This is a genomic window from Ruegeria sp. BF12 (assembly GCF_056538705.1).
The window spans coordinates 26,209-48,054 of the sequence record NZ_JBQFTP010000002.1 but is presented as its reverse complement, the minus strand read 5'-3'; the positions used below and the strand labels follow the sequence as shown (position 1 = coordinate 48,054).

General features: G+C 58.5%; 21 protein-coding genes and 1 riboswitch. Of the genes, 11 read left to right on the top strand and 10 right to left on the bottom strand.

The genetic code is table 11. The annotated features are described in order from the left end of the window. Window positions 1-5 precede the first annotated feature (5 nt). Complete coding sequence (locus ACR0J0_RS03180; protein ID WP_480661266.1) at window positions 6-935, bottom strand: glycine--tRNA ligase subunit alpha; 930 nt, start codon at window positions 933-935, stop codon at window positions 6-8. Window positions 936-1,140: 205 nt separating this feature from the next. Here ACR0J0_RS03180 and ACR0J0_RS03175 point away from each other — a divergent pair, with 205 nt between their 5' ends. After that, window positions 1,141-2,874, top strand: coding sequence for a serine protease (locus ACR0J0_RS03175; protein WP_480661265.1), 1,734 nt, complete (start codon window positions 1,141-1,143; stop codon window positions 2,872-2,874). 53 nt (window positions 2,875-2,927) lie between these two features. Here ACR0J0_RS03175 and ACR0J0_RS03170 read toward each other — a convergent pair whose 3' ends face one another. The 5 genes from ACR0J0_RS03170 to metZ all read right to left on the bottom strand — a co-directional run bounded on the left by ACR0J0_RS03170 (window position 2,928) and on the right by metZ (window position 9,450). Next, window positions 2,928-4,502: a thiamine pyrophosphate-binding protein gene (locus ACR0J0_RS03170; protein ID WP_480661264.1), complete on the bottom strand. Its 1,575-nt coding sequence runs from the start codon at window positions 4,500-4,502 to the stop codon at window positions 2,928-2,930. Further along, window positions 4,502-5,950 carry a TrkH family potassium uptake protein gene (locus tag ACR0J0_RS03165; RefSeq protein WP_480661263.1) on the bottom strand — a complete coding sequence of 483 codons (1,449 nt, stop codon included), beginning with the start codon at window positions 5,948-5,950 and terminating at the stop codon, window positions 4,502-4,504. Before ACR0J0_RS03165 ends, ACR0J0_RS03170 begins: the two co-directional genes overlap by 1 nt. A 50-nt stretch (window positions 5,951-6,000) precedes the next feature. Next, window positions 6,001-6,708, bottom strand: coding sequence for a hypothetical protein (locus ACR0J0_RS03160; protein ID WP_480661262.1), 708 nt, complete (start codon window positions 6,706-6,708; stop codon window positions 6,001-6,003). Between the two features lie 279 nt (window positions 6,709-6,987). Continuing rightward, entirely contained in the window at window positions 6,988-8,091 is a 1,104-nt protein-coding gene (folE2, locus tag ACR0J0_RS03155; RefSeq protein ID WP_480661261.1) for a GTP cyclohydrolase FolE2, read from the bottom strand. A 168-nt stretch (window positions 8,092-8,259) separates the two neighbouring features. Beyond that, entirely contained in the window at window positions 8,260-9,450 is a 1,191-nt protein-coding gene (metZ, locus tag ACR0J0_RS03150; protein ID WP_480661260.1) for an O-succinylhomoserine sulfhydrylase, read from the bottom strand. A 65-nt stretch (window positions 9,451-9,515) separates the two neighbouring features. Then, window positions 9,516-9,593: riboswitch (SAM riboswitch) on the bottom strand. Window positions 9,594-9,800: 207 nt separating this feature from the next. On the opposite strand from metZ, the gene ACR0J0_RS03145 reads away from it, so the two are divergent. Together ACR0J0_RS03145 and ACR0J0_RS03140 are read left to right on the top strand one after the other, a co-directional pair. Next, window positions 9,801-10,688, top strand: a complete 888-nt coding sequence (locus ACR0J0_RS03145; RefSeq protein ID WP_480661259.1) for an alpha/beta hydrolase — start codon at window positions 9,801-9,803, stop codon at window positions 10,686-10,688. Then, on the top strand, window positions 10,685-11,374 hold the full coding sequence (locus ACR0J0_RS03140) for a glutathione S-transferase N-terminal domain-containing protein (RefSeq protein ID WP_480661258.1): 690 nt from the start codon (window positions 10,685-10,687) through the stop codon (window positions 11,372-11,374). Before ACR0J0_RS03145 ends, ACR0J0_RS03140 begins: the two co-directional genes overlap by 4 nt. 42 nt (window positions 11,375-11,416) lie before the next feature. Here the strand turns inward: ACR0J0_RS03140 and ACR0J0_RS03135 are convergent, their stop codons facing one another. Further along, window positions 11,417-12,367, bottom strand: coding sequence for a hypothetical protein (locus ACR0J0_RS03135; RefSeq protein ID WP_480661257.1), 951 nt, complete (start codon window positions 12,365-12,367; stop codon window positions 11,417-11,419). A gap of 97 nt (window positions 12,368-12,464) precedes the next feature. Beyond that, complete coding sequence (locus ACR0J0_RS03130) at window positions 12,465-12,848, bottom strand: OB-fold nucleic acid binding domain-containing protein (protein ID WP_480661256.1); 384 nt, start codon at window positions 12,846-12,848, stop codon at window positions 12,465-12,467. Window positions 12,849-12,975: 127 nt separating this feature from the next. Here ACR0J0_RS03130 and ACR0J0_RS03125 point away from each other — a divergent pair, with 127 nt between their 5' ends. Together ACR0J0_RS03125 and ACR0J0_RS03120 are read left to right on the top strand one after the other, a co-directional pair. Then, on the top strand, window positions 12,976-13,299 hold the full coding sequence (locus tag ACR0J0_RS03125; protein WP_480661255.1) for a 2Fe-2S iron-sulfur cluster-binding protein: 324 nt from the start codon (window positions 12,976-12,978) through the stop codon (window positions 13,297-13,299). Window positions 13,300-13,463: 164 nt separating this feature from the next. After that, on the top strand, window positions 13,464-14,084 hold the full coding sequence (locus ACR0J0_RS03120; RefSeq protein WP_480661254.1) for an FG-GAP repeat domain-containing protein: 621 nt from the start codon (window positions 13,464-13,466) through the stop codon (window positions 14,082-14,084). Between the two features lie 82 nt (window positions 14,085-14,166). Here ACR0J0_RS03120 and purD read toward each other — a convergent pair whose 3' ends face one another. Further along, complete coding sequence (gene purD / locus ACR0J0_RS03115) at window positions 14,167-15,429, bottom strand: phosphoribosylamine--glycine ligase (protein ID WP_480661253.1); 1,263 nt, start codon at window positions 15,427-15,429, stop codon at window positions 14,167-14,169. Window positions 15,430-15,503: 74 nt separating this feature from the next. On the opposite strand from purD, the gene xseA reads away from it, so the two are divergent. Beyond that, entirely contained in the window at window positions 15,504-16,997 is a 1,494-nt protein-coding gene (gene xseA, locus ACR0J0_RS03110; protein WP_480661252.1) for an exodeoxyribonuclease VII large subunit, read from the top strand. Window positions 16,998-17,008: 11 nt separating this feature from the next. Here the strand turns inward: xseA and ACR0J0_RS03105 are convergent, their stop codons facing one another. Beyond that, window positions 17,009-17,404 carry a hypothetical protein gene (locus tag ACR0J0_RS03105; RefSeq protein ID WP_480661251.1) on the bottom strand — a complete coding sequence of 132 codons (396 nt, stop codon included), beginning with the start codon at window positions 17,402-17,404 and terminating at the stop codon, window positions 17,009-17,011. A 133-nt stretch (window positions 17,405-17,537) separates the two neighbouring features. Between ACR0J0_RS03105 and ACR0J0_RS03100 the strand changes: the two genes are divergently transcribed. The 5 genes from ACR0J0_RS03100 to ACR0J0_RS03080 all read left to right on the top strand — a co-directional run bounded on the left by ACR0J0_RS03100 (window position 17,538) and on the right by ACR0J0_RS03080 (window position 21,839). After that, window positions 17,538-18,176, top strand: a complete 639-nt coding sequence (locus ACR0J0_RS03100) for a lysoplasmalogenase family protein (protein ID WP_480661250.1) — start codon at window positions 17,538-17,540, stop codon at window positions 18,174-18,176. A gap of 58 nt (window positions 18,177-18,234) precedes the next feature. Then, window positions 18,235-19,398: a signal recognition particle-docking protein FtsY gene (gene ftsY, locus ACR0J0_RS03095; protein ID WP_480661249.1), complete on the top strand. Its 1,164-nt coding sequence runs from the start codon at window positions 18,235-18,237 to the stop codon at window positions 19,396-19,398. 87 nt (window positions 19,399-19,485) lie between these two features. Next, window positions 19,486-20,388 carry an EamA family transporter gene (locus ACR0J0_RS03090; RefSeq protein ID WP_480661248.1) on the top strand — a complete coding sequence of 301 codons (903 nt, stop codon included), beginning with the start codon at window positions 19,486-19,488 and terminating at the stop codon, window positions 20,386-20,388. Window positions 20,389-20,404: 16 nt separating this feature from the next. Then, complete coding sequence (locus tag ACR0J0_RS03085) at window positions 20,405-21,010, top strand: inner membrane-spanning protein YciB (RefSeq protein WP_480661247.1); 606 nt, start codon at window positions 20,405-20,407, stop codon at window positions 21,008-21,010. A gap of 160 nt (window positions 21,011-21,170) precedes the next feature. Then, window positions 21,171-21,839, top strand: coding sequence for a Crp/Fnr family transcriptional regulator (locus tag ACR0J0_RS03080; RefSeq protein WP_480661246.1), 669 nt, complete (start codon window positions 21,171-21,173; stop codon window positions 21,837-21,839). Window positions 21,840-21,846: the final 7 nt, after the last annotated feature.

The following is a 21,846-nucleotide window of genomic DNA, read 5'->3' as shown; positions in this document are numbered from 1 at the left end:
GCGCATTAAGCCTCGAACCCGGCTGCCTCGGTCAACAGAAATGCATCCGCGCATTGTTTCGCCAAAGCCCGCACTCGCCCGATATAGGCCTGGCGCTCGGTTACCGAGATCACGCCGCGCGCGTCGAGCAGATTGAACACGTGGCTGGCCTTGATGCACTGATCATAAGCCGGGTGCGCCATGATGATGCGCTTGCCAGTCTTTGGGTCGTCATGTTCCTGCGCCAGAATGGCCGCGCATTCGGCCTCAGCCTCTTCGAAGTGGCGCAGCAGAACCTCGGTGTTGGCCACGTCAAAGTTCCAGCGGGCGTATTCTTCTTCGGTCTGCTTAAAGATGTCGCCATAGGTCAGCGGGCTGGGCGACTGAGGGTCGTTGAAGGGCATGTCCATCACGTGGTCAATGCCAAGCACATACATTGCCAGACGCTCCAAACCATAGGTCAACTCGCCCGAAACCGGCGCGCAATCGTGACCGCCAACCTGTTGGAAATAGGTAAATTGGCTGACTTCCATACCGTCGCACCAAACTTCCCAACCAAGACCCCAGGCGCCAAGGGTTGGGCTTTCCCAGTCATCCTCGACAAATCGGATGTCGTGCAGGTTCATGTCGATGCCGATCGCCTCGAGCGAGCCCAGATACAGTTCCTGCAGATCCGGCGGGCTGGGTTTGATCAGCACCTGATACTGGTAATAGTGCTGCAACCGGTTCGGGTTCTCACCGTAGCGTCCGTCCGTCGGGCGGCGCGAGGGTTGAACGTAAGCTGCAGCCCAGGCTTTGGAGCCCAGAGCGCGCAAAGTCGTCGCCGGGTGGAATGTCCCTGCCCCGACCTCCATGTCATAAGACTGCAGAATGGCGCAGCCTTTCGAGGCCCAATAGGACTGCAGTCGCAGGATAATCTCCTGAAAAGAACGTGGTGCGCTGGACGGTTCGGTCATGACATTCCCTTTGGGCACATCCGCGCCCTGTTCCGGTCGGTTTTGTCCTTCCTATGCAAGGGGCCAACGGGCGTCAACGGGCGTCAGCGCCCATGCTGTCACTGCGCGGCCACACTGGAAATTCCCCGTATTCCGGGCATGGCGTTCCGCGCATCAAATCGCGTAGTCTCCGGCAAAGATAAAACACTGCGGACACGGGCAGACAATGACACGCATATTCACGGCTATATTGTTTCTTTTTCTATGCGGCACGCGAGCCGTTTTTGCACAGCAGGATGCTGGTGTGTGGGTACAGGTCGAAGCGCAACCGTCGCTGCGTGAAGCGCAGGAACGGGCGCAGGCATATGCAAATTTCCTGCCTGACGTAAACGGATTTCGTCTGAACTCTGGTTGGTATGCCATTGTTATCGGGCCCTATTTGCGCAATGACGCCGAGCAGGTTTTGCGTGTTTACCGGGCCGAGGGGCAGATACCGGCAGACAGCTACATCGCATTCTCGAATGCGCTGGGTCAGCAATTCTGGCCAATCGGCGCGAATATCCTCGACCGGGGTGTCGCGACGGCCCCCGTTGAACCCCAGCCGGAACAGCCGTCGGTCGGGCTGACACCGCAGGCGTCTGATGAAACGCGGTCGCAAGCTTTGCAAAGCGAACGCCTGCTGACCGCGAAAGAACGTCAGGACCTGCAGACAGCCCTTCAGGCGGCTGGCTTCTATAACTCGACAATCGACGGTGCGTTTGGTCAAGGCACGCGCCGTTCGATGGGCGATTGGCAGCGGTTCAACGGCTACGAGGCGACCGGCGTTTTGACAACCGCGCAGCGTAAAGCACTGATGGATGATTTTAACGCCCCCCTGCTGAGCGTGGGGATGGATCGCCATTCGGACGCGCAGGCCGGTATCAATGTAGATCTGCCGATGGGTGTCATTGCGTTTGACCGGTACGAAGCACCGTTTGTCCACTTCAACAACTCGACCGATCTGGGCGCAAAGGCTCTGCTGATCAGCCAGAAAGGCGACAAAGCCACGTTGCGCGCCTTGTACGAGGTGATGCAGTCGCTGGAAATCGTTCCGCTCGACGGCCCCCGGCAGTTGCGTGGCGACAGCTTCACCCTTGAAGGTCGCGGCAACGGAATCGTGTCCTATAGCGAGGCGCGGCTGGATAACGGCCAGATCAAAGGATTTACCCTGGTTTGGCCCGAGGGCGACGATGCCCGTTGGGCCAGAGTGCTGGCGGCAATCAAGGCCAGCTTCACCCCAACCGGCGCGGTGCTGGACGCTTCGGCCGGAGCGGACGCTGAGCAACGTATCGATCTGGTCTCAGGCCTGCAGATCCGCAAACCTCGCCTGTCCCGCTCGGGCTTTTTTGCCGACGCCGCTGGCACTGTCCTGACCGTGTCCGAGGCGGTCAATAACTGCACGCGTATCACGCTGGATGGCGATCAGGAGCTTCAGGTCGCCTGGTCGGACGCGGATCTGGGAATCGCTGTTCTGCGGCCCAACCGTAATCTGGTTCCGGTCAACGTGGCAGAATTCAGCACAGACGCTCCACGCATCCAATCCGAGGTCGCAGTGTCCGGGTTTTCCTATCAAGGCGCATTGGGTGCGCCAACGCTCACCTACGGCCAAATCGCTGACCTGCGCGGATTGAATGGCGAAGACGGAGTAAAGCGTCTGGCGCTGGCAGCTCAGCCGGGCGACGCTGGCGGGCCGGTTTTTGACGGCAATGGCCAGGTTGTTGGCATGCTGCTGCCGACGCCGACCGAGGGGCGCACCCTGCCCGAAACCGTCAGCCTTGCCGCCACTGCGAACCGACTAAACGAGGCATTAGCCAAGGCCGGAGTGTCGGGCCAATCGGGCCAATCCGCAGCACAAGTTTCCCCCAACGAGCTTAGCCGACGTGCCACCGGGATGACCGTTTTGGTCCATTGCTGGGATTGATACGCGCCAAGTGAGAAACAAGCGCCGCTCTTTCGGGCGGCGCTTTTTGTTGGCTAGAGGATATCCGGCGTGACGCGGATCAGGGTCGGAACCGGCGCGTCGAATGCCGAACGGACTGCGGCCTGCATCTCGTCCAGATTGGACGGCGCAGCCGACAAAGCGCCAAACGCCTCGGCCAATTTACAGAAATCCGGGTTGCGGGCCACGACTGCATTCGGGGCGATCTGTCCCCTGACCATGCTGTCTTCGATCTCTTTGAGTTTCCCATTGTCCCAAAGGATGATCGGCAGAGACAGGCCCATTTCGACGGCGACGCCAAGCTCCTGCATTGTATAATGAAAACCATAATCGCCTGCGATTACCGCAGTCGGTTTCCCCCTGCGGGCCACAGCCCCACCAATCCCAGCCGGTAGCGCATAGCCCAAAGTGCCGAACCCCGTTGGGTGGTGCCAATGGTAGGGATAAGCCATGTCCCAGACTTCTTTGGCGACGTAGGCGAACTGGGTCATGTCTGAATAGATCATGGTGTCGCCCGGCATGGCTTCGCGCAATGCGTCCATGACCGGAACAATGCCAGGGCGTTCCACATCGACCTCAGCCCGCCAGCGGTTGCGCGCCTCGGCTACTTCTGCCGCTGACCAGCCGGTCGCAGGTTTCACATGATCAGTGGCTTCCAAAAGCGCGCGAGCAAAGCTTTCACCATCTGCCTGCAGCTTGACCGCTGCCCGGTGGCGATCAGACAGAACTTTCGGATCGAGATCGACGCGCACCAGATTGGCAGAGTTGCCCAATGAATCGCGCCACAGGTCCACTTCGCCCAATTCCGCGCCCACCACGACCACAAGATCTGCTGAGGCGATGACATCCGCGCTGCCTGGTCGTGGAAGCATGGCTCCAAAATCCAGTGCATAACCCAGCCCGGCCATTCCACGCCCGGCATAGGTGGTGAAACAGGCCGCACCCAATTCGGTCAGGATCTGCCGCCACAAGTTGGATCGTGCCCCGCCGCCCAGAATGAACAACGGACGCCGCGCGATATTCAGCATGGACATCACCGGTGCAATGTCCGGCGGCAGGACCTTTGTCGGCAACGCAGGTTGGTTTGGAAACGGTGCAGGGTCAGCGTCAGCTTCGAGCTGCGCAATAGGCACCTGAATATGCTTTGGACGTGGGCGGCTGAGTTCGAATTCCTCGAAGGCGCGTTCAACCAACCCATAGGCTGCCTCAGCCGTATTGGCCTGACGCGACCAGTCAGTCACGGTTTCGGCTGCCGCCCGCTGATCTTTCATCTGATGCAATTGGCCATGCACAGCCTGCGCTTCGTCCAGACAGGACGACAAAACCAGCATCGGCACCGAATCCGTATAGGCCTGCCCCATCGGCGTCATGATATTGCACAGCCCTGGCCCCGTGATGACATAGGCGACGCCCGGCTTTCCAGTCGCTCGAGCATAGCCATCGGCCATGAAGCCCGCGCCCTGCTCGTGCCGGGCTAAAACGTGCGTAATGCCCGCCTCTTCGATCCCGCGATACATTTCCTGATTATGCACGCCGGGAATGCCAAAGATGACATCCACACCGCGATCCCTGAGCATATGCGAAATTTGCGCACCAAGGGGTCTTTTCATCAGTTTCTCCAGAATTGGACAGTGAACAGAGCGTAGACGGCCAACAGCTCAAGCCGTCCGACCAACATACCGATAGAAAGCAACCACTTGGCGGTGTCACTGAGCCCCGCAAAGTTGCCAGCCGGTCCGATTTTATCCCCCAGCCCCGGCCCGACATTGGCCAAAGCTGTGGCTGCCCCAGAGACCGATGTGATGAAATCCAGTCCTGTCAGCGCCAGCGCCCAGGCGAGCACACCCAGCGAAACCACGAAAAACATGAAAAAGCTCATCACAGAGGTCAGAACATCAGGCCCAATCGTGCGGCCGTCATACTGAGGTGTAAAGACACCATGTGGTGTACGAATCCGGCGGATCTGGGTTTTGATCGAGGCAAACAGCAGCTGATACCGGAAGATCTTGATCGAACAGGCGGTAGACCCCGCGCACCCGCCGATCAGACCGATCAGAAAGAACATCATGATCGGAAAGCTGCCCCAGCCCATATAGTCGACGCTGGCATAGCCCGTGCCAGAAATGATCGACGTTATGTTGAACAAGGACTCCCGAACGGCCTGTTCCCAATGATGTGGAAAGACAGACGTCAGAAAGACTGCCATGATGACAACCAATACCAAAATAGTAGCCAGGAAAGTTCGAATCTGACTGTCGCGAAAAATCGATTTCGTATTGCCATTTGCGAACTGGACATATCGGACGAATGGCAGCGCCGCCAGGATCATGAAGACCGAGGCCGCATATTCGGCAGGGCCGGAAAACGTCCCAAAGGACGCATCGTAGTTCGAGAAGCCACCGGTTGAAATGGTCGTCAGTGAATGAACCACGGCATCAAAAAAACCCATCCCCAGGCCCGCGTAAACCAAAGCGCAGACAACGGTCAAAAAGACGTAGATCAGAGAAATCTGGCCCGCGATCTCCTGCGCGCGCGGCAAGATTTTCCCCATGGTTTCAAATCCTTCCGATCGGAAGATCTGCATACCACCGACGCGAAGTTCGGGCAGGAAAACCATTGCTACGACGATGATGCCGATACCGCCAAGCCATTGCAGCAATCCCCGCCACAGCAACAGGCCCCGCGGCAGGTTATCGAGCCCCGAGAGAACGGTCGAACCGGTTGTCGTCAGACCAGACATTGCCTCGAAGTAAGCATCGACAAAACGCAGTTCGGTCGCACCGAACAGGAACGGTATCGCTCCGAAAAAGGGCAGCGCGACCCAAACGCCGGTGGTCAGCAAAAAGGTTTGACGGATCGTCAGACCTTCGCCCACCCCGTTGGAACAGCTCATCGCCAGAATGACGCCGGTCAGAATCGTGATGACGCCGCTTTCCAGAAACACGTGCCACTCACCCCGGCCTTCAATGAAGTCCGCAAGCATGGGCAGCATCATGGTCGCCCCAAGAATGGCGACCAACAGGCCAATCACATATCCAACCGGGCGCATGTCCGTCATGAGGCGCAGCGTTGGCGCGCCTGCACGACTGTGTCAAGCGGTGTCCGGTTTTACTCTTTCGTTTTAACCGCAGGTGATGGCATCGCAGGCGGTTTGGACGGTGCCCGTGTACGACGCACCGGAGCCTCAGCCGCTTGAGACGTTGCCGGTTTTGCCGCCTCAGACGCAGCAACCGACGGATTTACGTTTGCCGGCTGGGCCTCAACTGGTTTAACGGCCGGCTTGACCGGAGCCTTTGGCGCCTCGGTCTTGACGCTCACCTGAGGCGGCGTTGGCTTGGCGGCCTGAGCTTTAGGCGCAGGCGTTTTCGCGACCGCCGGTTTTTGCGCAACCGGCTTCGGTTTGGCAGCTATTGCTGGTTTCGCTGCCGGCTGATTTTTCGCGACAGCGGGTTTTGCCACCGGTTTACTTGGAACCTCGGCAGTTTTTGCCGCTACCGGAGCCGTCTTTGGCGCGGCCGGCTTGGGTGATTCGACCTTTGGTTTGGTAACCGTTTTCTTGCGGGCGACGGGCTTGGGTTTCGCGACCGGCGCTGGCTTGGCCTTTGCAGCCGGTTTTGCCTTGGGTTTGACCTGTTCCGATGGTGCAACCGGTGTCGGAGCTGCGGCTGACGCGTGCAAAGCGTGCACTGACACAAACGGCAGTTCCATTGCCGAGCGGGTCAAAATCTGCATTATTTTCATTTGGTTGCTAACCGCATATCCGGCCATACGAATGGCCGCAGCCTGAAACTCCAGCGGTTGGGAAATCGGGTTCATACGTTAGTTCTCCTCTGAAATCGATGCAGCCGACAAAAGAGTGAAGGGCCCTGCCCGTCCCGATTTCTCGGGCGGATTGCGCAGTCAACCAACTCTGAGCGTCGCACGTCCCAGCTTCCTTTCAGGGTGGCAGACCCTGCAAAAAATGCGCACCTGCCACGGCTGCATTCCGTGCCAGTGTACCGCGAACAACCGTGCGAGCGCAGCAATATTCGCTGCGCTGCGGCGGAAAACCGCCGTTAGTCTAACTTTGATACTTTTATTGTCTGTTCTGAACGGTCACCCGACGTGGAACAGAGTGCTGAACATCCTTGGATCCAGGCTGGCCGAAACAAAGGTCGGACCTTCCGTCAGAACCGAGACCGCGTCGTGGCTGTGCAGACTTTCCTGATGGCTGGCAACCACACGGAAATCGCCGACATGGTGGTCGGCCAGCAACTCGGCGCAGAACAGACGGGCCGCATCTTCGACGAAGATCGGGTTGGCGGCATTGAGCTCTGCAAAGGCTTGTTCGTCTTCGCGTTTGACCATCACCTGGGTTTCTGTCGGCACTGCACGTCGGCAAATGGCGATCAGGTCCTCGAACCACAGACAATCCGCGTCACAATCGACCACGACCGAAATTCGGGCCACCGACCGCTGCGAATGCGGCGTTGCCAGCTGCCCGCGAGTTGAACGCGCGTGTTCGCTGAGCTCCAGCGAACAAGGGCAAGTCGAAGAGTAGACATAGTCCAGATGCATGATCTTCTGACGCACGCCGCCCTGTTCTACCAGCTCAAGCGCGATGTCGTAGTATTGGTACCCTTGCAGGCCAGATCGCAGGCTTTTTACCCGGTCAGGGTACGAAAACCGCATCTGAATACGTGCGTCGAAACTGTCCAAGTCGGATATGTAGTCATCAAGCGCCGCTTCCATCACCTCAAAGCTGAAGGTGCGTTCGGCATGCTTGTAGAACGAGCGCATGATCCGGGACATGTTGATACCTTTCTTTTCGGCATCAAGGCTAACCGTTCCGGTGATCGAGGTTTCGAGCGTTAAGTCTTCGCCATGCTTGCGATGGAACCGGATCGGCAGGCGGAAATTGGAAATCCCGACATGCTGGATCTGTTGCTTGGCACCGCGGATCAGGCTGGACGGACCGTTTTGTAGGTCCGGCAATGTGGCGCGATACGCGCTGTCGACTGCGAACCCCTCGGGGTAGTTACGCGATAACGACGGGTAATTTACCGGAACCAGACCGGGCACCAGCCGAGCAATCGCCGGGTCCAGCTGACTGATCTCGGTTTCGGTCGCTGACTCGGCCCACTTCCGCAATGTCTTCAGTGCGGCTTCGGCTTCGTCGTTGCCGGGCGTGTCCTCAATGTCGCGGGGGTGCACGTTCATCGATCGGGTTCCTCGGTTGATCGCCGGACTATATACAGCTTCGGCGCGTTTTCCAGTGTACCTTTATACGCTGGAAATCACAGTCCGGATCGAAATTCGGCGAATAACGCATGAGTTGCGTCATTTTCACTTAGTTTCGATCCGGATTTCGGTAAACCGCCGTCGCTGTTAACGTTGCGACACATCCAGGGCCTGTTTGATGTCGGCAAGCAAATCGCCGGCATCTTCCAACCCCACGGAAAAGCGAATGAGGCCGGGTGTAATGCCCAACTCGTCCTTCTGCTCATCACTCAGCCGCTGGTGGGTGGTCGTGGCCGGGTGTGTCGCGATCGATTTGGCATCCCCCAGATTGTTGGAGATCACCGGGATTGTCAGCGCGTTCAGGAACGCAAACGCAGCTTCCTTACCGCCTTTGATATCCAGCGACAGAACGGTTCCGCCCTTGCCGCCCAGTTGGGTCTGAACCAACGCATTCTGAGCGTGGGTTTTCAGGCCGGGATACAAGGTGCGTTCAAGCGCCGAATGCCCTTCCAGCGCCTCGGCAATAACCTGCGCTGTCTCGGCCTGAGCGTTAACGCGCAGCGCCATTGTCTCGAGACCTTTCAGCATGATCCAGGCATTGAACGGGCTCAACGCGCCGCCGGTGTGTTTCAGATAGGGTTCAACGGTTCCCCGGATGAAGTCCTTGGTACCGATGATGACACCGCCCAGAGCACGCCCCTGACCGTCGATATGCTTGGTCGCGGAGTAGACGACAACGTCGGCCCCCTGCTCGATCGCGCGCGAGAAGACAGGCGTGGAAAAGACATTGTCCACGATCACAAGCGCATCAACCGCATGAGCCAGCTCGGCAACTGCCGCGATGTCGATCACCTCGAGCGTTGGGTTCGACATGGATTCGAAGAACACGGCTTTCGTGTCCGGCCGGATAGCGGTCTGCCACGCGTCCAGATCGGTGCCGTCCACAAACGTAACCTCAACACCAAAGCGGGTCAGGATGTTCTCGAGGATATACAGGCACGACCCGAACAAAGCTCTGGCCGACACCACATGATCGCCCGCCTTCAGCATCGAGGTCAGTGCCGCGTTTACCGCAGCCATGCCCGACGCAGTGGCAAACGCATCCTCGCCGCCTTCCAGCGCCGCAATACGCTGTTCGAACATGGACACGGTTGGGTTGCCGTAGCGGGCATAGATGAACTCGTCCGGGCCGGTCTCAATGAACCGCGCCTCGGCCTGCTCGGCTGTCTCGTAGACAAAGCCTTGCGTCAGAAAGATCGCTTCGCTGACCTCATTGTATTGGCTGCGACGGGTGCCGCCATGGACGGCTTGGGTGCGTTTGTTCCAGCTCTCGCTCATCTCATTCCTCTCGACCCTTGTCAGGCAAGGGCATCAAAAAAACCCCAGACGCGGTCAAGCGAAAGGGGCCTTTCATCCTGACCTTTTAGCGGTTTTGTTTAGCGTGGCCCGCAATCCGGTAACAAATCGCCACGTGGTGCCGTTGCCCTTACGCCGCACTTGCGAATTCGTCAACCCTGACTGGGGCAACGTCACGGTTCTGTAACCGCTCTTTCACCAAAGCGTTATAGCGTTATGACACATCGGCACCACAACATCTTGTGTGAGGCGGAGCCAAGCCAGTTGTCAGGATCAATGCCATCGGAGACACCGTCACCCGGCACCGCAGCCCCCGATCACCCCGCAGCGCCTTGCGTCAGACCCGAGATACACAGGGGCCGGTCATCATCATGACCCACGGCTTCAAGTATCGGCCAGAAGACGGCAAGGCGTGCCCGCACCGGCATATTTTTGTCCCCTCACCCAACGCCGATGTCGTGGCATTGCGCCAGCTGTCCGCAACAACGGGCTTTGGCTCCGGTTTCGATGATGAGGGCCTGGGCATCGCCTTTGGATGGAATGCGCGGGCACCATTGTCGGCGAGCCGCCGACGTGCCGTTGACGCCGGGCGTGCGCTTGCGGATGTGATCCGCTACTTGCGCCGTCTCAACCCGAATCGACCGATCCATTTCATCGAGCATTCGATGGGTACGGAACTGGCGCTGGAAGCTCTGCACCACATCCAAACCGGATCGCTGAGCCGCATCATTTCGATGACCGGCGGCGCGTATCAAAGCCGAACGCTGAGCGCGCTGGAAACCCCGGCAGGTCGTCAGGCCGAGTTCATCAACGTGACCAGCCGAGAAAACGACATGTTTGATTTCATGTATGAATGGCTGATCCAGCCACCCCAGCGCGGCGACCGTAGCATCGGCCTCGGGTTCGACGCTCCAAACGCGGTGCCCCTGCAGATCGATTGCTCTGATACGCTTGACCATCATTCGCGCATGATCTTCCCGGTCGGCGCCCCGCAACGCCGTGTCTGCCACTGGTACAGTTACACCCGTCCCGGCGTTCTGCGCCTGTACAACGCCCTGTTGCGCAATCAGGACCACCTAAGCCTGCACCAACTGCGCGGCAGCATCCCGGAACAGTCCGCCCGCAGTTGGTCACGGCTTTTTGCGCTGCCTCGCCCGCACGACCTCTTGCCGTTTGCGCAGAAAGCCTCATGTTCTTCTCAACTTGAGGAGACGCCATGATCGACCTGTATTTCTGGCCCACGCCGAATGGCTGGAAGGTATCTATCGCTTTGGAAGAGATGGACCTGCCCTATACCACCCACCTGATCAATATCGGCAAGGGAGACCAGTTCGATCCCGAATTCCTGAAGATCGCCCCCAACAATCGCATGCCCGCCATCGTGGACCCCGACGGCCCGGACGGCGAACCGATCTCAGTGTTCGAAAGCGGCGCGATCCTGATGTATCTCGCGCGGAAGACCGGGCGCTTCTATGGGAAAACCGAGCGGGACCGGATCGCGGTCGAGGAATGGCTGATGTGGCAGATGGGCGGTGTCGGCCCGATGGCGGGTCAGGCACATCACTTCCTGAAATACGCGCCCAACATGGACCCACCACAGGACCTACCCTACGCCAAAGACCGCTATCGGGCAGAGGTTGGGCGGCTGTATGGCGTGCTGGATCGACGGCTGGCCGAGAACGAATACGTCGCGGGCGATTTCTACTCGATCGCCGACATGTCGATCTGGGGCTGGGCCAGCCTGTGGGAAGGTCAGCAGCAGATATTGGAGGACAAACCCCATTTCACCCGCTGGCTTGAAACGGTGAGCGCCCGCCCGGCGGTCCAGGCAGGACGCGCATTACACGCCGAGCTGCGAGGCGATCATAGGGACAAACAGGCGCAAGAAGTTTTGTTCAAACGCTAAGAAATGCGCCCGAGCTGTGGTCTTGACGACTGCCTATAGCTTCTACACTGACCCACCGCTGCGACTTGGAGGGTCATCGTTGAATTGTTCAAAAAATCGCGCAAGGCCAACCAGTGGAGAGGTGTGAGGAAGATCGACCAGTGCAATAGATTCGCGGCCTTGTGCCCGCATCAACTGCCCGTACATGTGGTCACCCGCAAAGTCCGTAAGCCAGAAGCCTGCTTCCGCGTGGATATTGGCTTGGTCGAATACTGTGCGTTTTTCGCAAATGGTCATTCGCCCCGCAGGGCGGACGCTGAGATATTCAACCTCGACACGCGCCTCTCCATCAATCTCATGATATACTGAAATTACCTGATTGAGGTCATCCTCCTGCTCTATCCTGCAGTAATAGCTCAGCATCTCGACCTCTGGCTCGAGGGTCTCAGCGTTCACGGTGTTAACGTTGGTGTTAACGAGAAAGAGCCCATTCTCACCCACAGGACCGGATTTAGTGCGATCATCGGCGCTATCTGGTGCGGATTTGAGAATTTGAAACGCCTCATTCGGGGGTATGCCCGTTCGAATACGCGAGTACATTCGCTTGGTTCCGAGAGAGTATTTTTCAAATGTACTGGGTAGCCAATTCAGCCCGAGCCACAAAAAAAATCCGCCGAATACGACTCCGAAAATCAACCAGGCAGTGGCTTGTCCGCGATTGTGGTCCGGCGCGGTTGCCTGCAAGGTTTCGAATAGTGGAAAGAGCATCAGAACCAGCCCAAGCACAATTGCTGTGGTAAGCGTTTCCCACCAGACGCGCGGATAAGTAAGTACTAAACTCATAATGACCGTAATACAGAACAGGGCTGCACCAGCTCGGATCAGGGGGGCCTGTAACAATGCAGAAGGCCCAAAGAGCCACCAGCCAAGTGACCATTGTACGAATATGGCCAAAAGACAGGCTATGATGAGTCTGCGCAACCGGATAATACGGTAAAAATACTTGTTGTTCATAATTTATCGCCTTTAAGTTGCAGCACTTTCTTCACTTAAGTTTGGCGAAATCATGACGTTTCCAACCAACTGATGTCAGTTTGGCAGGCACCCGCCGTTATGTTGGCGGTTTATGCTCCCCCCGCACCAGCACATCCAGCATTCCCGAGATATCCTCGACCTCTTCCGCGATCACATGAGTCACCGAATGCGCCCGCTGCATCCGACCAGTGACCCGCAGCAGCCTTCCCGAAATCACCGCACGGCGGAATTGTTCGTAGATCTTGCGCCAGACCACCACGTTCACGATGCCGGTCTCATCCTCAAGCGTGACAAAGATCACGCCCTTGGCAGTGCCCGGCCTCTGCCGCAGGATCACCAGCCCCGCAACGGCCACCAGCGCGCCGTCGGGTGGGTCATCCAGCCGATTGGCCGGCAGGCACGCGGGTGGGCGTGGCCAGGTCCGGTCCGAGGATGCAGGGCGGGCAGACAGCACAATCATGGGAACAAAGATAGAACATACGTAAGGAAAGTCCAGAGGCGGCGCGACGAGTCGCAAATGAGACTGGAAAGAGCTAAATGCCTTCACTAAGGAAGAATTCGACAAGCGAAAGAGGAAGACGCACGCAATGGCAAAGATCACCTATGTCGAGCACAGCGGTACCGAACACACTGTTGACGTCGCCAACGGCCTGACCGTCATGGAAGGTGCCCGCGACAACAATATCCCCGGCATCGAGGCCGACTGCGGCGGCGCCTGCGCCTGTTCGACCTGCCATGTCTACATCCACCCAGACTGGGTCGAGAAGGTTCCTGCCAAGGATGACATGGAAGAGGACATGCTGGACTTTGCCTACGAGCCCGACCCCGCCCGTTCTCGCCTGACCTGCCAGATCAAAGTCACCGACGAATTGGATGGCCTCGTCGTTCAGATGCCCGAAAAGCAAATCTAATGCCCTCCAAAGCGCCGCGCCTGCCCGTCCGCGTTTGGCAAGGTCGGGCGCGCGGCGCGCTATTCGGGGTGTGCGCGTGGCTGGCCGGCGTGGCCTCCGCGGCTGCCGAAACTGCCATAAGCGCACGTTTCACTGAACCAACAGATCGTTACGCTCATGGAGTCTTGGGCGATAACATCGAATATGGCACGCTGGAGATTACGGCTTCCAACGCTGCGTCCCAGAGACGTCTGAACCAGCCCGCCTCCGAATACTCGACAGTCACGGTCAATCTACCGTTTGATCGCGTCTTCGAAGACCTGGAGCCGCGCATCGTCGATGTCGATCAGGACGGCACATCCGAAGTCATCGTCATCGAATCCAGTATTCGTGAAGGTGCACAGCTGGCAATCTACGACTCACGTGGCGAAAAGATCGCCGCCACGCCCCATATCGGCACCCGCTTCCGCTGGCTTGCTCCGGTCGGAGCCGCCGACCTGGATGGGGATGGGAATATCGAAATTGCCTATGTCGACCGCCCGCATTTGGCCAAAACCTTACGCATCTGGCGCTTCGAAAATGGAAAGCTGACCGAGATCGCCTCGCTGCCCAACCTCACCAATCATCGCATCGGCGAGGATTTTATCTCGGGCGGCCTGCGTGACTGCGGCGACACCCCGGAATTGATACTCGTCAATGACAACTGGACGCGTGTCAAAAGCGTCTCATTCCAGCAAGACTGGATCTCCACTGACCTCGGCCCCTTCACTGGCCCCAAAAGCCTGAAGCGTGCCACGACCTGCTGATCCGCTATTTCATCTGGCTAAAAATACCTTGGGGGGCGAGGCCGCAGGCCGAGGGGGCAAAGCCCCCTAGCCGATCAGTCCCTTAGAGCGCCCGCCACCCTATGTCGCGACGATAGTAGCCTTCTGGCCAATCAACACCTTCGACCATCTCGTAAACCCGATCCCTCGCTTCTTTTAGCGTCTCACCGCGCGCGGTGACGTTCAGAACCCGTCCGCCCGCAGCCTGCAACTGCCCATCAACGGCCTTGGTGCCTGCGTGAAAGACCATGTTACTGCTGTCTTCAGGAAGCGCATCCAAACCTTTGATTACGGTTCCTTTAGTATAGTTTCCGGGATACCCCTGCGCCGCCATTACAACCGTCATTGCGTGGTCGTCGGCCCAGTTCACCTGCGTCTCGCTCAACCGCCCTTCGGCAGCGGCGTGCAGCAGGTCTAAAACTTGCGCTCCAAGCCGCATCATCAGGACCTGGCATTCCGGATCGCCAAATCGAACATTGTATTCAACCAGCCGAGGCTGACCGTCCTTGATCATCAAACCCGCGTACAGAACGCCCTGAAATGGCATGCCGCGGCGCTTCATTTCGGCCATGGTCGGGCGCACGATCTCTTCCATTGCTCGCGTTTCGATCTCGGCACTCAGAACTGGCGCGGGGGAATACGCACCCATGCCGCCGGTGTTCAAACCTGTGTCACCCTCTCCGACACGTTTGTGGTCTTGGGCTGTGCCGATGGACAGAATGTCCTCACCATCACACAACACGAACAACGACGCTTCTTCGCCCTCCATGAATTCTTCGATGACCACTTCGGCCCCTGCACCTCCGAACGCGCCGCCGAACATGTCGTCGATGGCGTCCAACGCCGTCTGTTCGTCCATCGCGACGATCACGCCTTTGCCTGCCGCCAGACCATCAGCCTTGACGACGATAGGCGCGCCTTGTTCGCGGATATAGGTTTTGGCGGGCTCAGCCTCAGTGAACCGGGCATAAGCTGCCGTAGGCGCATTCGAGGCGTCACAGATTTCCTTGGTAAAGCTCTTTGACGCCTCCAGTTGAGCCGCATCGGCAGACGGGCCAAAGACCAGAACGCCCGCTTCACGCAGCCGATCTGCGACACCGGCGGCCAAGGGGGCCTCGGGGCCGACGATCACGAAATCAATCGCGTTCTCTTCGGCAAAGCTGACGACCGCGCCACCGTTCTCGATATCCAGCGCTGCGCACTCGGCGATCTGAGCGATCCCGGCATTTCCCGGCGCAACGATCAGTCGGTCACATTTGGGGTTTTGCATCACCGCCCAGGCGAGGCTGTGTTCGCGCCCGCCGCTGCCGAGAATAAGGATGTTCATGAAGGTCTCCGATCTGCTTGGCCTCGCCTTCCGGGCGTTCTAAGCTGGGCGGGCATTTGACACAAGGCGCTGAAATGTCCGACCTGCTTGATGACCCGATCCCGGGCCAAAACACCCCTGAATATACCGTTTCGGACATCTCGGGCGAGGTGAAACGCACACTTGAAGGCGCGTTCGGGCGAATCCGTGTCCGCGGTGAAGTCGGCCGCGTGTTCAAGGCACGGTCGGGCCACCTGTACTATGACATCAAGGATGACCGGAATGTTCTGGCCTGCACCACATGGAAAGGTCAGATTTCCGGTCTGTCTGTCGTTCCCGAAGAAGGTCTTGAAGTTGTCGTCACCGGTCGATTGACGGCCTTCGGCGCTCAGTCAAAGTACAACCTGAACGTCGATGAGGTCGCTGTCGCCGGACAAGGTGCCCTGATGGCCCTGCTGGAAAAGCGTAAGAAGCAGCTTGAAGCCGAAGGCCTTTTCGCTCCCGAGCGGAAAAAACCACTGCCCTATCTGCCACAGATCATTGGCGTTGTGACCTCTCCGTCCGGGGCCGTGATCCGGGATATCCTTCACCGCCTGCGTGACCGCTTTCCGCGCAAGGTGCTGATCTGGCCCGTTGCCGTACAAGGTGCCAACTGCGCGCCAGAGGTCGCGCGCGCGATTGATGGGTTCAACAAACTGACGCCGGGCGGCGCGCTGCCCCGCCCTGATCTGATCATCGTCGCGCGTGGCGGCGGATCAATCGAAGACCTTTGGGGGTTCAACGAAGAGATCGTCGCGCGGGCTACCGCCGCCTCGGAGATTCCCTTGATTTCGGCGGTAGGCCACGAAACGGATACGACGCTGATAGACTTTGTCTCGGACCGTCGCGCACCGACGCCAACGGCCGCCGCAGAGCTTGCTGTCCCTGTTCGCATGGAATTGCTGGCCTGGACGGGCGAACAAGGCGCGCGCCTGTCCCGGGCGGCCACAGATGCTGTACAGCGGCGTTCTCAGCGCTTGCGCGACCTGTCCCGAGCGTTGCCGCGCCCCGATAGCCTGTTGAACACACCGCGCCAACGCCTTGACTTAATTGCAGATCGACTCACACCTGCTTTAGAGCGCGGCGTTCAAAACCGTCGCCTGCAAGTCGTTGAACTGTCAGCACATCTGCGACCGTCTACATTGCGGAATTTGGTTTCGAACAGAAATGAGGCTCTGCGAAATCTATCGTCGCGGTTATCTCTGCGACCGATCCAGCGGGAAATCCAGCAACAGCGGCAGAATATCAACGGCTTGGCCGACCGCATGAATGCAGCGCAAGTCACTCGTTTGGATCGCATGCGGCAAAAGCTGGATGCCGCCGACCGGTTGAGGGAAACGCTCAGCTACAAAGCAACTCTGCAACGGGGTTACGCGGTTGTCCGGGCCGAGGATCAAGTTCTGACAACTAAAGAGCAGGCATCGAAACACAGCGCATTCGAGATCGAGTTCGCAGATGGAGTACTGAAGACCGGGCAGGTTCCGGCCGCCCGGACATCCTCGAAGAATCCCGCTAAGAAAGACGCGCCAGATCAGGGATCGTTGTTCTAAACCTAAGCTCGCTAAACGCCAACATCGGGGCCAAGGCAGACCATCTCTTCATCGATGTCGTCGGCCTCGTACAACACCGTCATATCCGGATTGCCTTCGAACTGAGCGATCAGGCCGCCGCCGGATTCAGTGAAAACCCAGCACTGCGGATCAAGACGGTCTTCGTAGATAAAGCAGATCTGCTCACCCTGTTCGTACCAGACACCTTCCTTGCACCTTCCATCCAGAAACGACCAGATCACGCGCCGGTTGGGCAAATAGCGTTCGACCCCGTACACCGTCCCCTGGAATCCATAGAACAAAGTCTTTCCGCGTGTGTACCTGTCGAATTCGGACCCCGACAATGCTGGCTGGGCCGCGGCAGTCTGAGCGGTCAGAATCAAGAGAATCGCAATTCGCGTCAGCATGGACGCATTTTGTCAGATGCGGTTCCGCATCGCCAACAGACAATTCCCCGCCACAGCTGCCTTAACGTCACTGCTTGAGTTGTTCATGCGTTCCCGGTGAAGTTGCTTGAAAAACGCCAACGGGGGACCTTTCATGACGATGGCATTAATCTGGATCGCCGCCGCAAGCGCACTGGCTTACCTGCCCATGTCGCCGCGACCTGCCAGCGCATTGCGATCAGTATTCAAAACTGCCTCAGTCGCGCTGCTGGCTCTGGTTGCAGCGCTAAGCGGCGCTCCGGTCCTGTTGACCATTGCGCTGGCTTTGTGCGCCGCAGGCGATGCGCTGTTGTCGCGCGAAACGGAGTCGACCTTCATGGCAGGTATCGGCGCATTCGCCGCAGGTCATCTGGCCTATATCGCATTGTTTCTGAGCAACCCTGCCAGTGACGCCGCCCTGATCTTTGACAGACCGGGCATCTTTTGGACGCTGATCATCCTTGGGATCGTGGCTGCAGCCCTGCTGGCCCCACGCGCCGGAGACCTCAAGATTCCGGTTCTGGGGTACATTCCGATCATCCTTGGCATGGGCGTTACGGTTCTTGCCTTACCCGAAGCGGGCGCTTTGCGATGGGCCTTGCCCGCTGCGCTGGCATTCATCGCGTCGGATCTGATCCTGGCGACCGAGAAGTTTTTGCTGCCCGCTGGCCATCCGGCCCTCAGGGTTACACCCTTCATGATCTGGATCCTGTATTGGTGCGCGCAGGCGGGGCTGCTACTTGCGTTGTCGTGACCCTTTGCACTTGCCGCAAATCCGCATTAGGTGAGGGGAACACCTGCGGAGACCAAAAATGGCGTTTTTCTCAAAGCTAAAGGACAAGCTGTTCAAATCCTCGTCCCGTCTCGAACAGGGGCTGGACGCCATCGTAGAAGATGGTGGTGAGGAAACTGCCGCCCCCGATCCCATTATACCCGATCCTGAGCCGCAGCCGGAACCGGTTCCCGAAGTTCCTCAGCCGGTGCCGGAAACCCCGGACCCAGCGCCAGTGCCGCAGCCAGTAGAAACGCCTGAACCTGCACCAGTCGACCCCACGCCTGCCCCGCCGCCACCCGAGACTGCGCCATCCAAGGGTGTTCTCGGGCGACTGTTTGGTCGCAGCGAAACAAAAACCATCATTCGGCGCACGTTGGATGACGACATGCTCGAGCAACTCGAAGAGCTGCTGATCGCCTCAGATATGGGTGTGGATACCGCGCTGCGCGTCACCTCCAACATGGCCGAGGGGCGGTTGGGCCGAAAAATGTCCACACAAGAGATCAAGCAGTTGCTGGCGCAGGAAGTCACCCGCGTTATGAAGCCAGTCGCCAAGCCCTTGCCGATCTACCCCAAACGTCCGCAGGTGGTGCTGGTCGTTGGCGTGAACGGATCAGGCAAAACCACGACCATCGGCAAACTGGCAAGCCAGTTCAAAGCCGCAGGCAAGAAGGTCGTCATCGCTGCCGGAGACACGTTCCGGGCTGCCGCCGTTGAACAGCTGCAGGTCTGGGGTGATCGCGCGGGCGTGCCCGTCCTGACTGCACCCGAAGGGTCCGACCCGGCCTCACTGGCCTTTGACGCACTGACCCGCGCCCAGCAAGACGGTGCGGACCTTCTCATGATCGACACGGCTGGTCGCTTGCAAAACCGGGCCGACCTGATGGAGGAACTGGCCAAAATCGTCCGCGTGATCCGTAAGATCGACGATACCGCCCCGCACAACACTTTGCTGGTTCTGGACGCCACAACCGGGCAGAACGCGCTGAGCCAGGTCGAGACCTTCCGCAATCTGGCCGATGTTTCGGGCCTAGTGATGACCAAACTCGACGGCACCGCCAAGGGCGGCGTGCTGGTCGCGCTGGCAGACAAGTTTGGCCTGCCCATCCACGCAATCGGCGTCGGTGAGCAGATCGACGATCTCGCGCCCTTCGATCCCGAAGAATTTGCCGCCGCCCTGACCGGCCTTGAACAAAGCTGATCCGAAACTTCATCTGACCCAAAATACCTTCCGTGCGTCTGGGGGTGGAAATCCCCCTGCCTCAACACCCAGCGAAAAGACTGACACTTGAGCGACTGGCTGATCTCTCTTGAAGGCACCGAAGCTGGCCACCAATTGGCCTTGAGTCTCGCTTTGATGGCGGCTTTTTTGCACGCCGTCTTCGGCGCGCTGCAAAAGGGTCGCCACGACCCCTGGCTGTCACGCGGGGCCATTGACGCAAGCTACTGCCTGATGGCAGCCCCCTTTGCGTTCTTCGTGGTGCCGTGGCCAGAACCCTATATGTGGCCAATCTTTGCAGTCGTCTGGCTGATCCACATTGCTTACAAGACGCTGCAGGCAATGGCTTACACCAAGGGATCTTACACCGTTGTTTACCCGGTGGTGCGCGGCACCGGCCCCTTGTTCACCGTGATCGGTGCTTATCTGCTGTTCGGCGAGACCTTTACGGGCATGCAATGGTTTGGCGTTCTGGTTTTGCTGGCAGGTATCTTTGGGTTGGCGGCCTATAACTTTCGGTTTCTCGAAACCAACCGGGAAACACTGGGCATCGCACTGGCGCTGGCCATCGCAACCGGCCTGTTCGTCGCGCTCTACACCACCTATGACGCCTACGGCATCCGAGCCACCGCCGATCCCTTCACCTTTCTGGCGTGGTTCTTCATGATCGACGGGGCCGCCATGCCGATCTATTCCTTCCTCAGGTGGCGCGCGATGATCAACCGCCCCGCCATCGGTCCGCTGATGTTGCGCGGGTTGGCAGGCGGCATCATCGCACCTATGTCCTTCGGAGCGATCATGCTGGCCACCCGACTGGACAAAGTCGGCGAGGCCGCTGTTCTGCGTGAAACCTCGACCGTGTTTGCCGCTCTCATCGGCTGGCTGGTTTTGAAGGAAACCGTGGGGCCAAGGCGGATTGCGCTGATGGCATTGATTGCATTGGGCGCCGTAATAGTTGAAATGGGCGGGTAAGCAGCAGGAAACCGACATGTCAGGCAAAAAAGAAATCAACCCGTTTCTGAAACAGGCGCTGGAGCTTGGCCCCCCTCTGGCCTTCTTCTTCATCTACCTGCGCTTGCGGGACGACAGCTTTATGATCAGTGGAACTGAATACTCTGGCTTCATCGTGGCCACCATCATCTTTGTACCGCTGATGCTGGCCGCCATGGGGATCCTCTGGTACCTGACGGGCAAGCTTAGCCGGATGCAGATCTTCACCGCATTTATGGTCATTTTCTTCGGCGGACTAACGGCCTGGTTCAATGACGAGCGGTTCTTCAAGATGAAAACCACGTTGGTGTACGGGTTCTTCTCGGTAATCCTGGGAATTGGTCTGCTGCAGGGGAAATCCTATCTGGCGTATGTTCTGGATGAGATGCTTCCCATGCGCCATGAGGGGTGGATGATCCTGACCCGGCGCCTGTGCGGTTGCTTCGCCGTTTTGGCCGTGGCCAACGAATTTGTATGGCGCACCATGTCGACTGACCTATGGGTCAAGATCGAAACCTTCGCTTTTCCAATCGCGTTGATGGTGTTTCTGATGCTGCAGTTCAGCCTTCTGCAAAGCTACATGGATGACCCCGACCACCAATAGGCGAAACGGCAAAAAACGCATTCTGCCTATGCGTTCGCACGGAAAACGGGGCGCCGACGTATCCTAGCTGCGTCGAACCCGACAAAATCCTTGGTTTTATTGCCCGGCTGTGGAACATTGGGGCACCACTCATACCAACAGCCGGAGCACTCTCAACCACATGACGGCTATCCCCAACAGCGGCTTTCTGTCCGAGGCATCAGACCGGCTTAGGGCGATGCTTTCCGCGCAGGCATCCGAGATATCTTTGGATCGAGGGGAAGTTCTGTTCGAACAAGGGGACGAAGGCGACGCGCTGTATGCCATTCTGGAAGGCACGCTTGAAGTTTCCTTCTTGGCGATGAGTGGCCGCAAGTTGTCATTGACCCTTATGAAGCCCGGTGAGGTGTTCGGTGAGATCGCGCTTTTTGACAGCGGACCGCGCACGGCCACAATCGCGGCGGTCGAACCATCGCGGGTTCTGCGCGTCCGCCGGAGCGACGTCATGGACCAGATCCGGCAGCATCCCGACCTTGCCGTCGATATGATCCGACTGGCCGGTTTGCGCATGCGGTGGATGGGCTCGCAACTCAATGAACAGGTGTTCTTGCCGATGCCCATTCGTCTGGCGCGCAAATTGCTGCATTTGTCCGCCCTTCAAGGCGAACCGGTGGGCCGCATCACGTTGTCGCAAAGCGAACTGGCCGAGTTCGTGGGAGCCACACGTGAGGCCGTGTCCAAAACGATTTCCACATGGAAGCGGGACAATGTCGTCGAGGCTTCTCGCGGTGGGTTGATGATCCAGGACTTTGAAGCCCTGAAAGAATTGGCCGAATCCGACCTCATCTAACTCAATT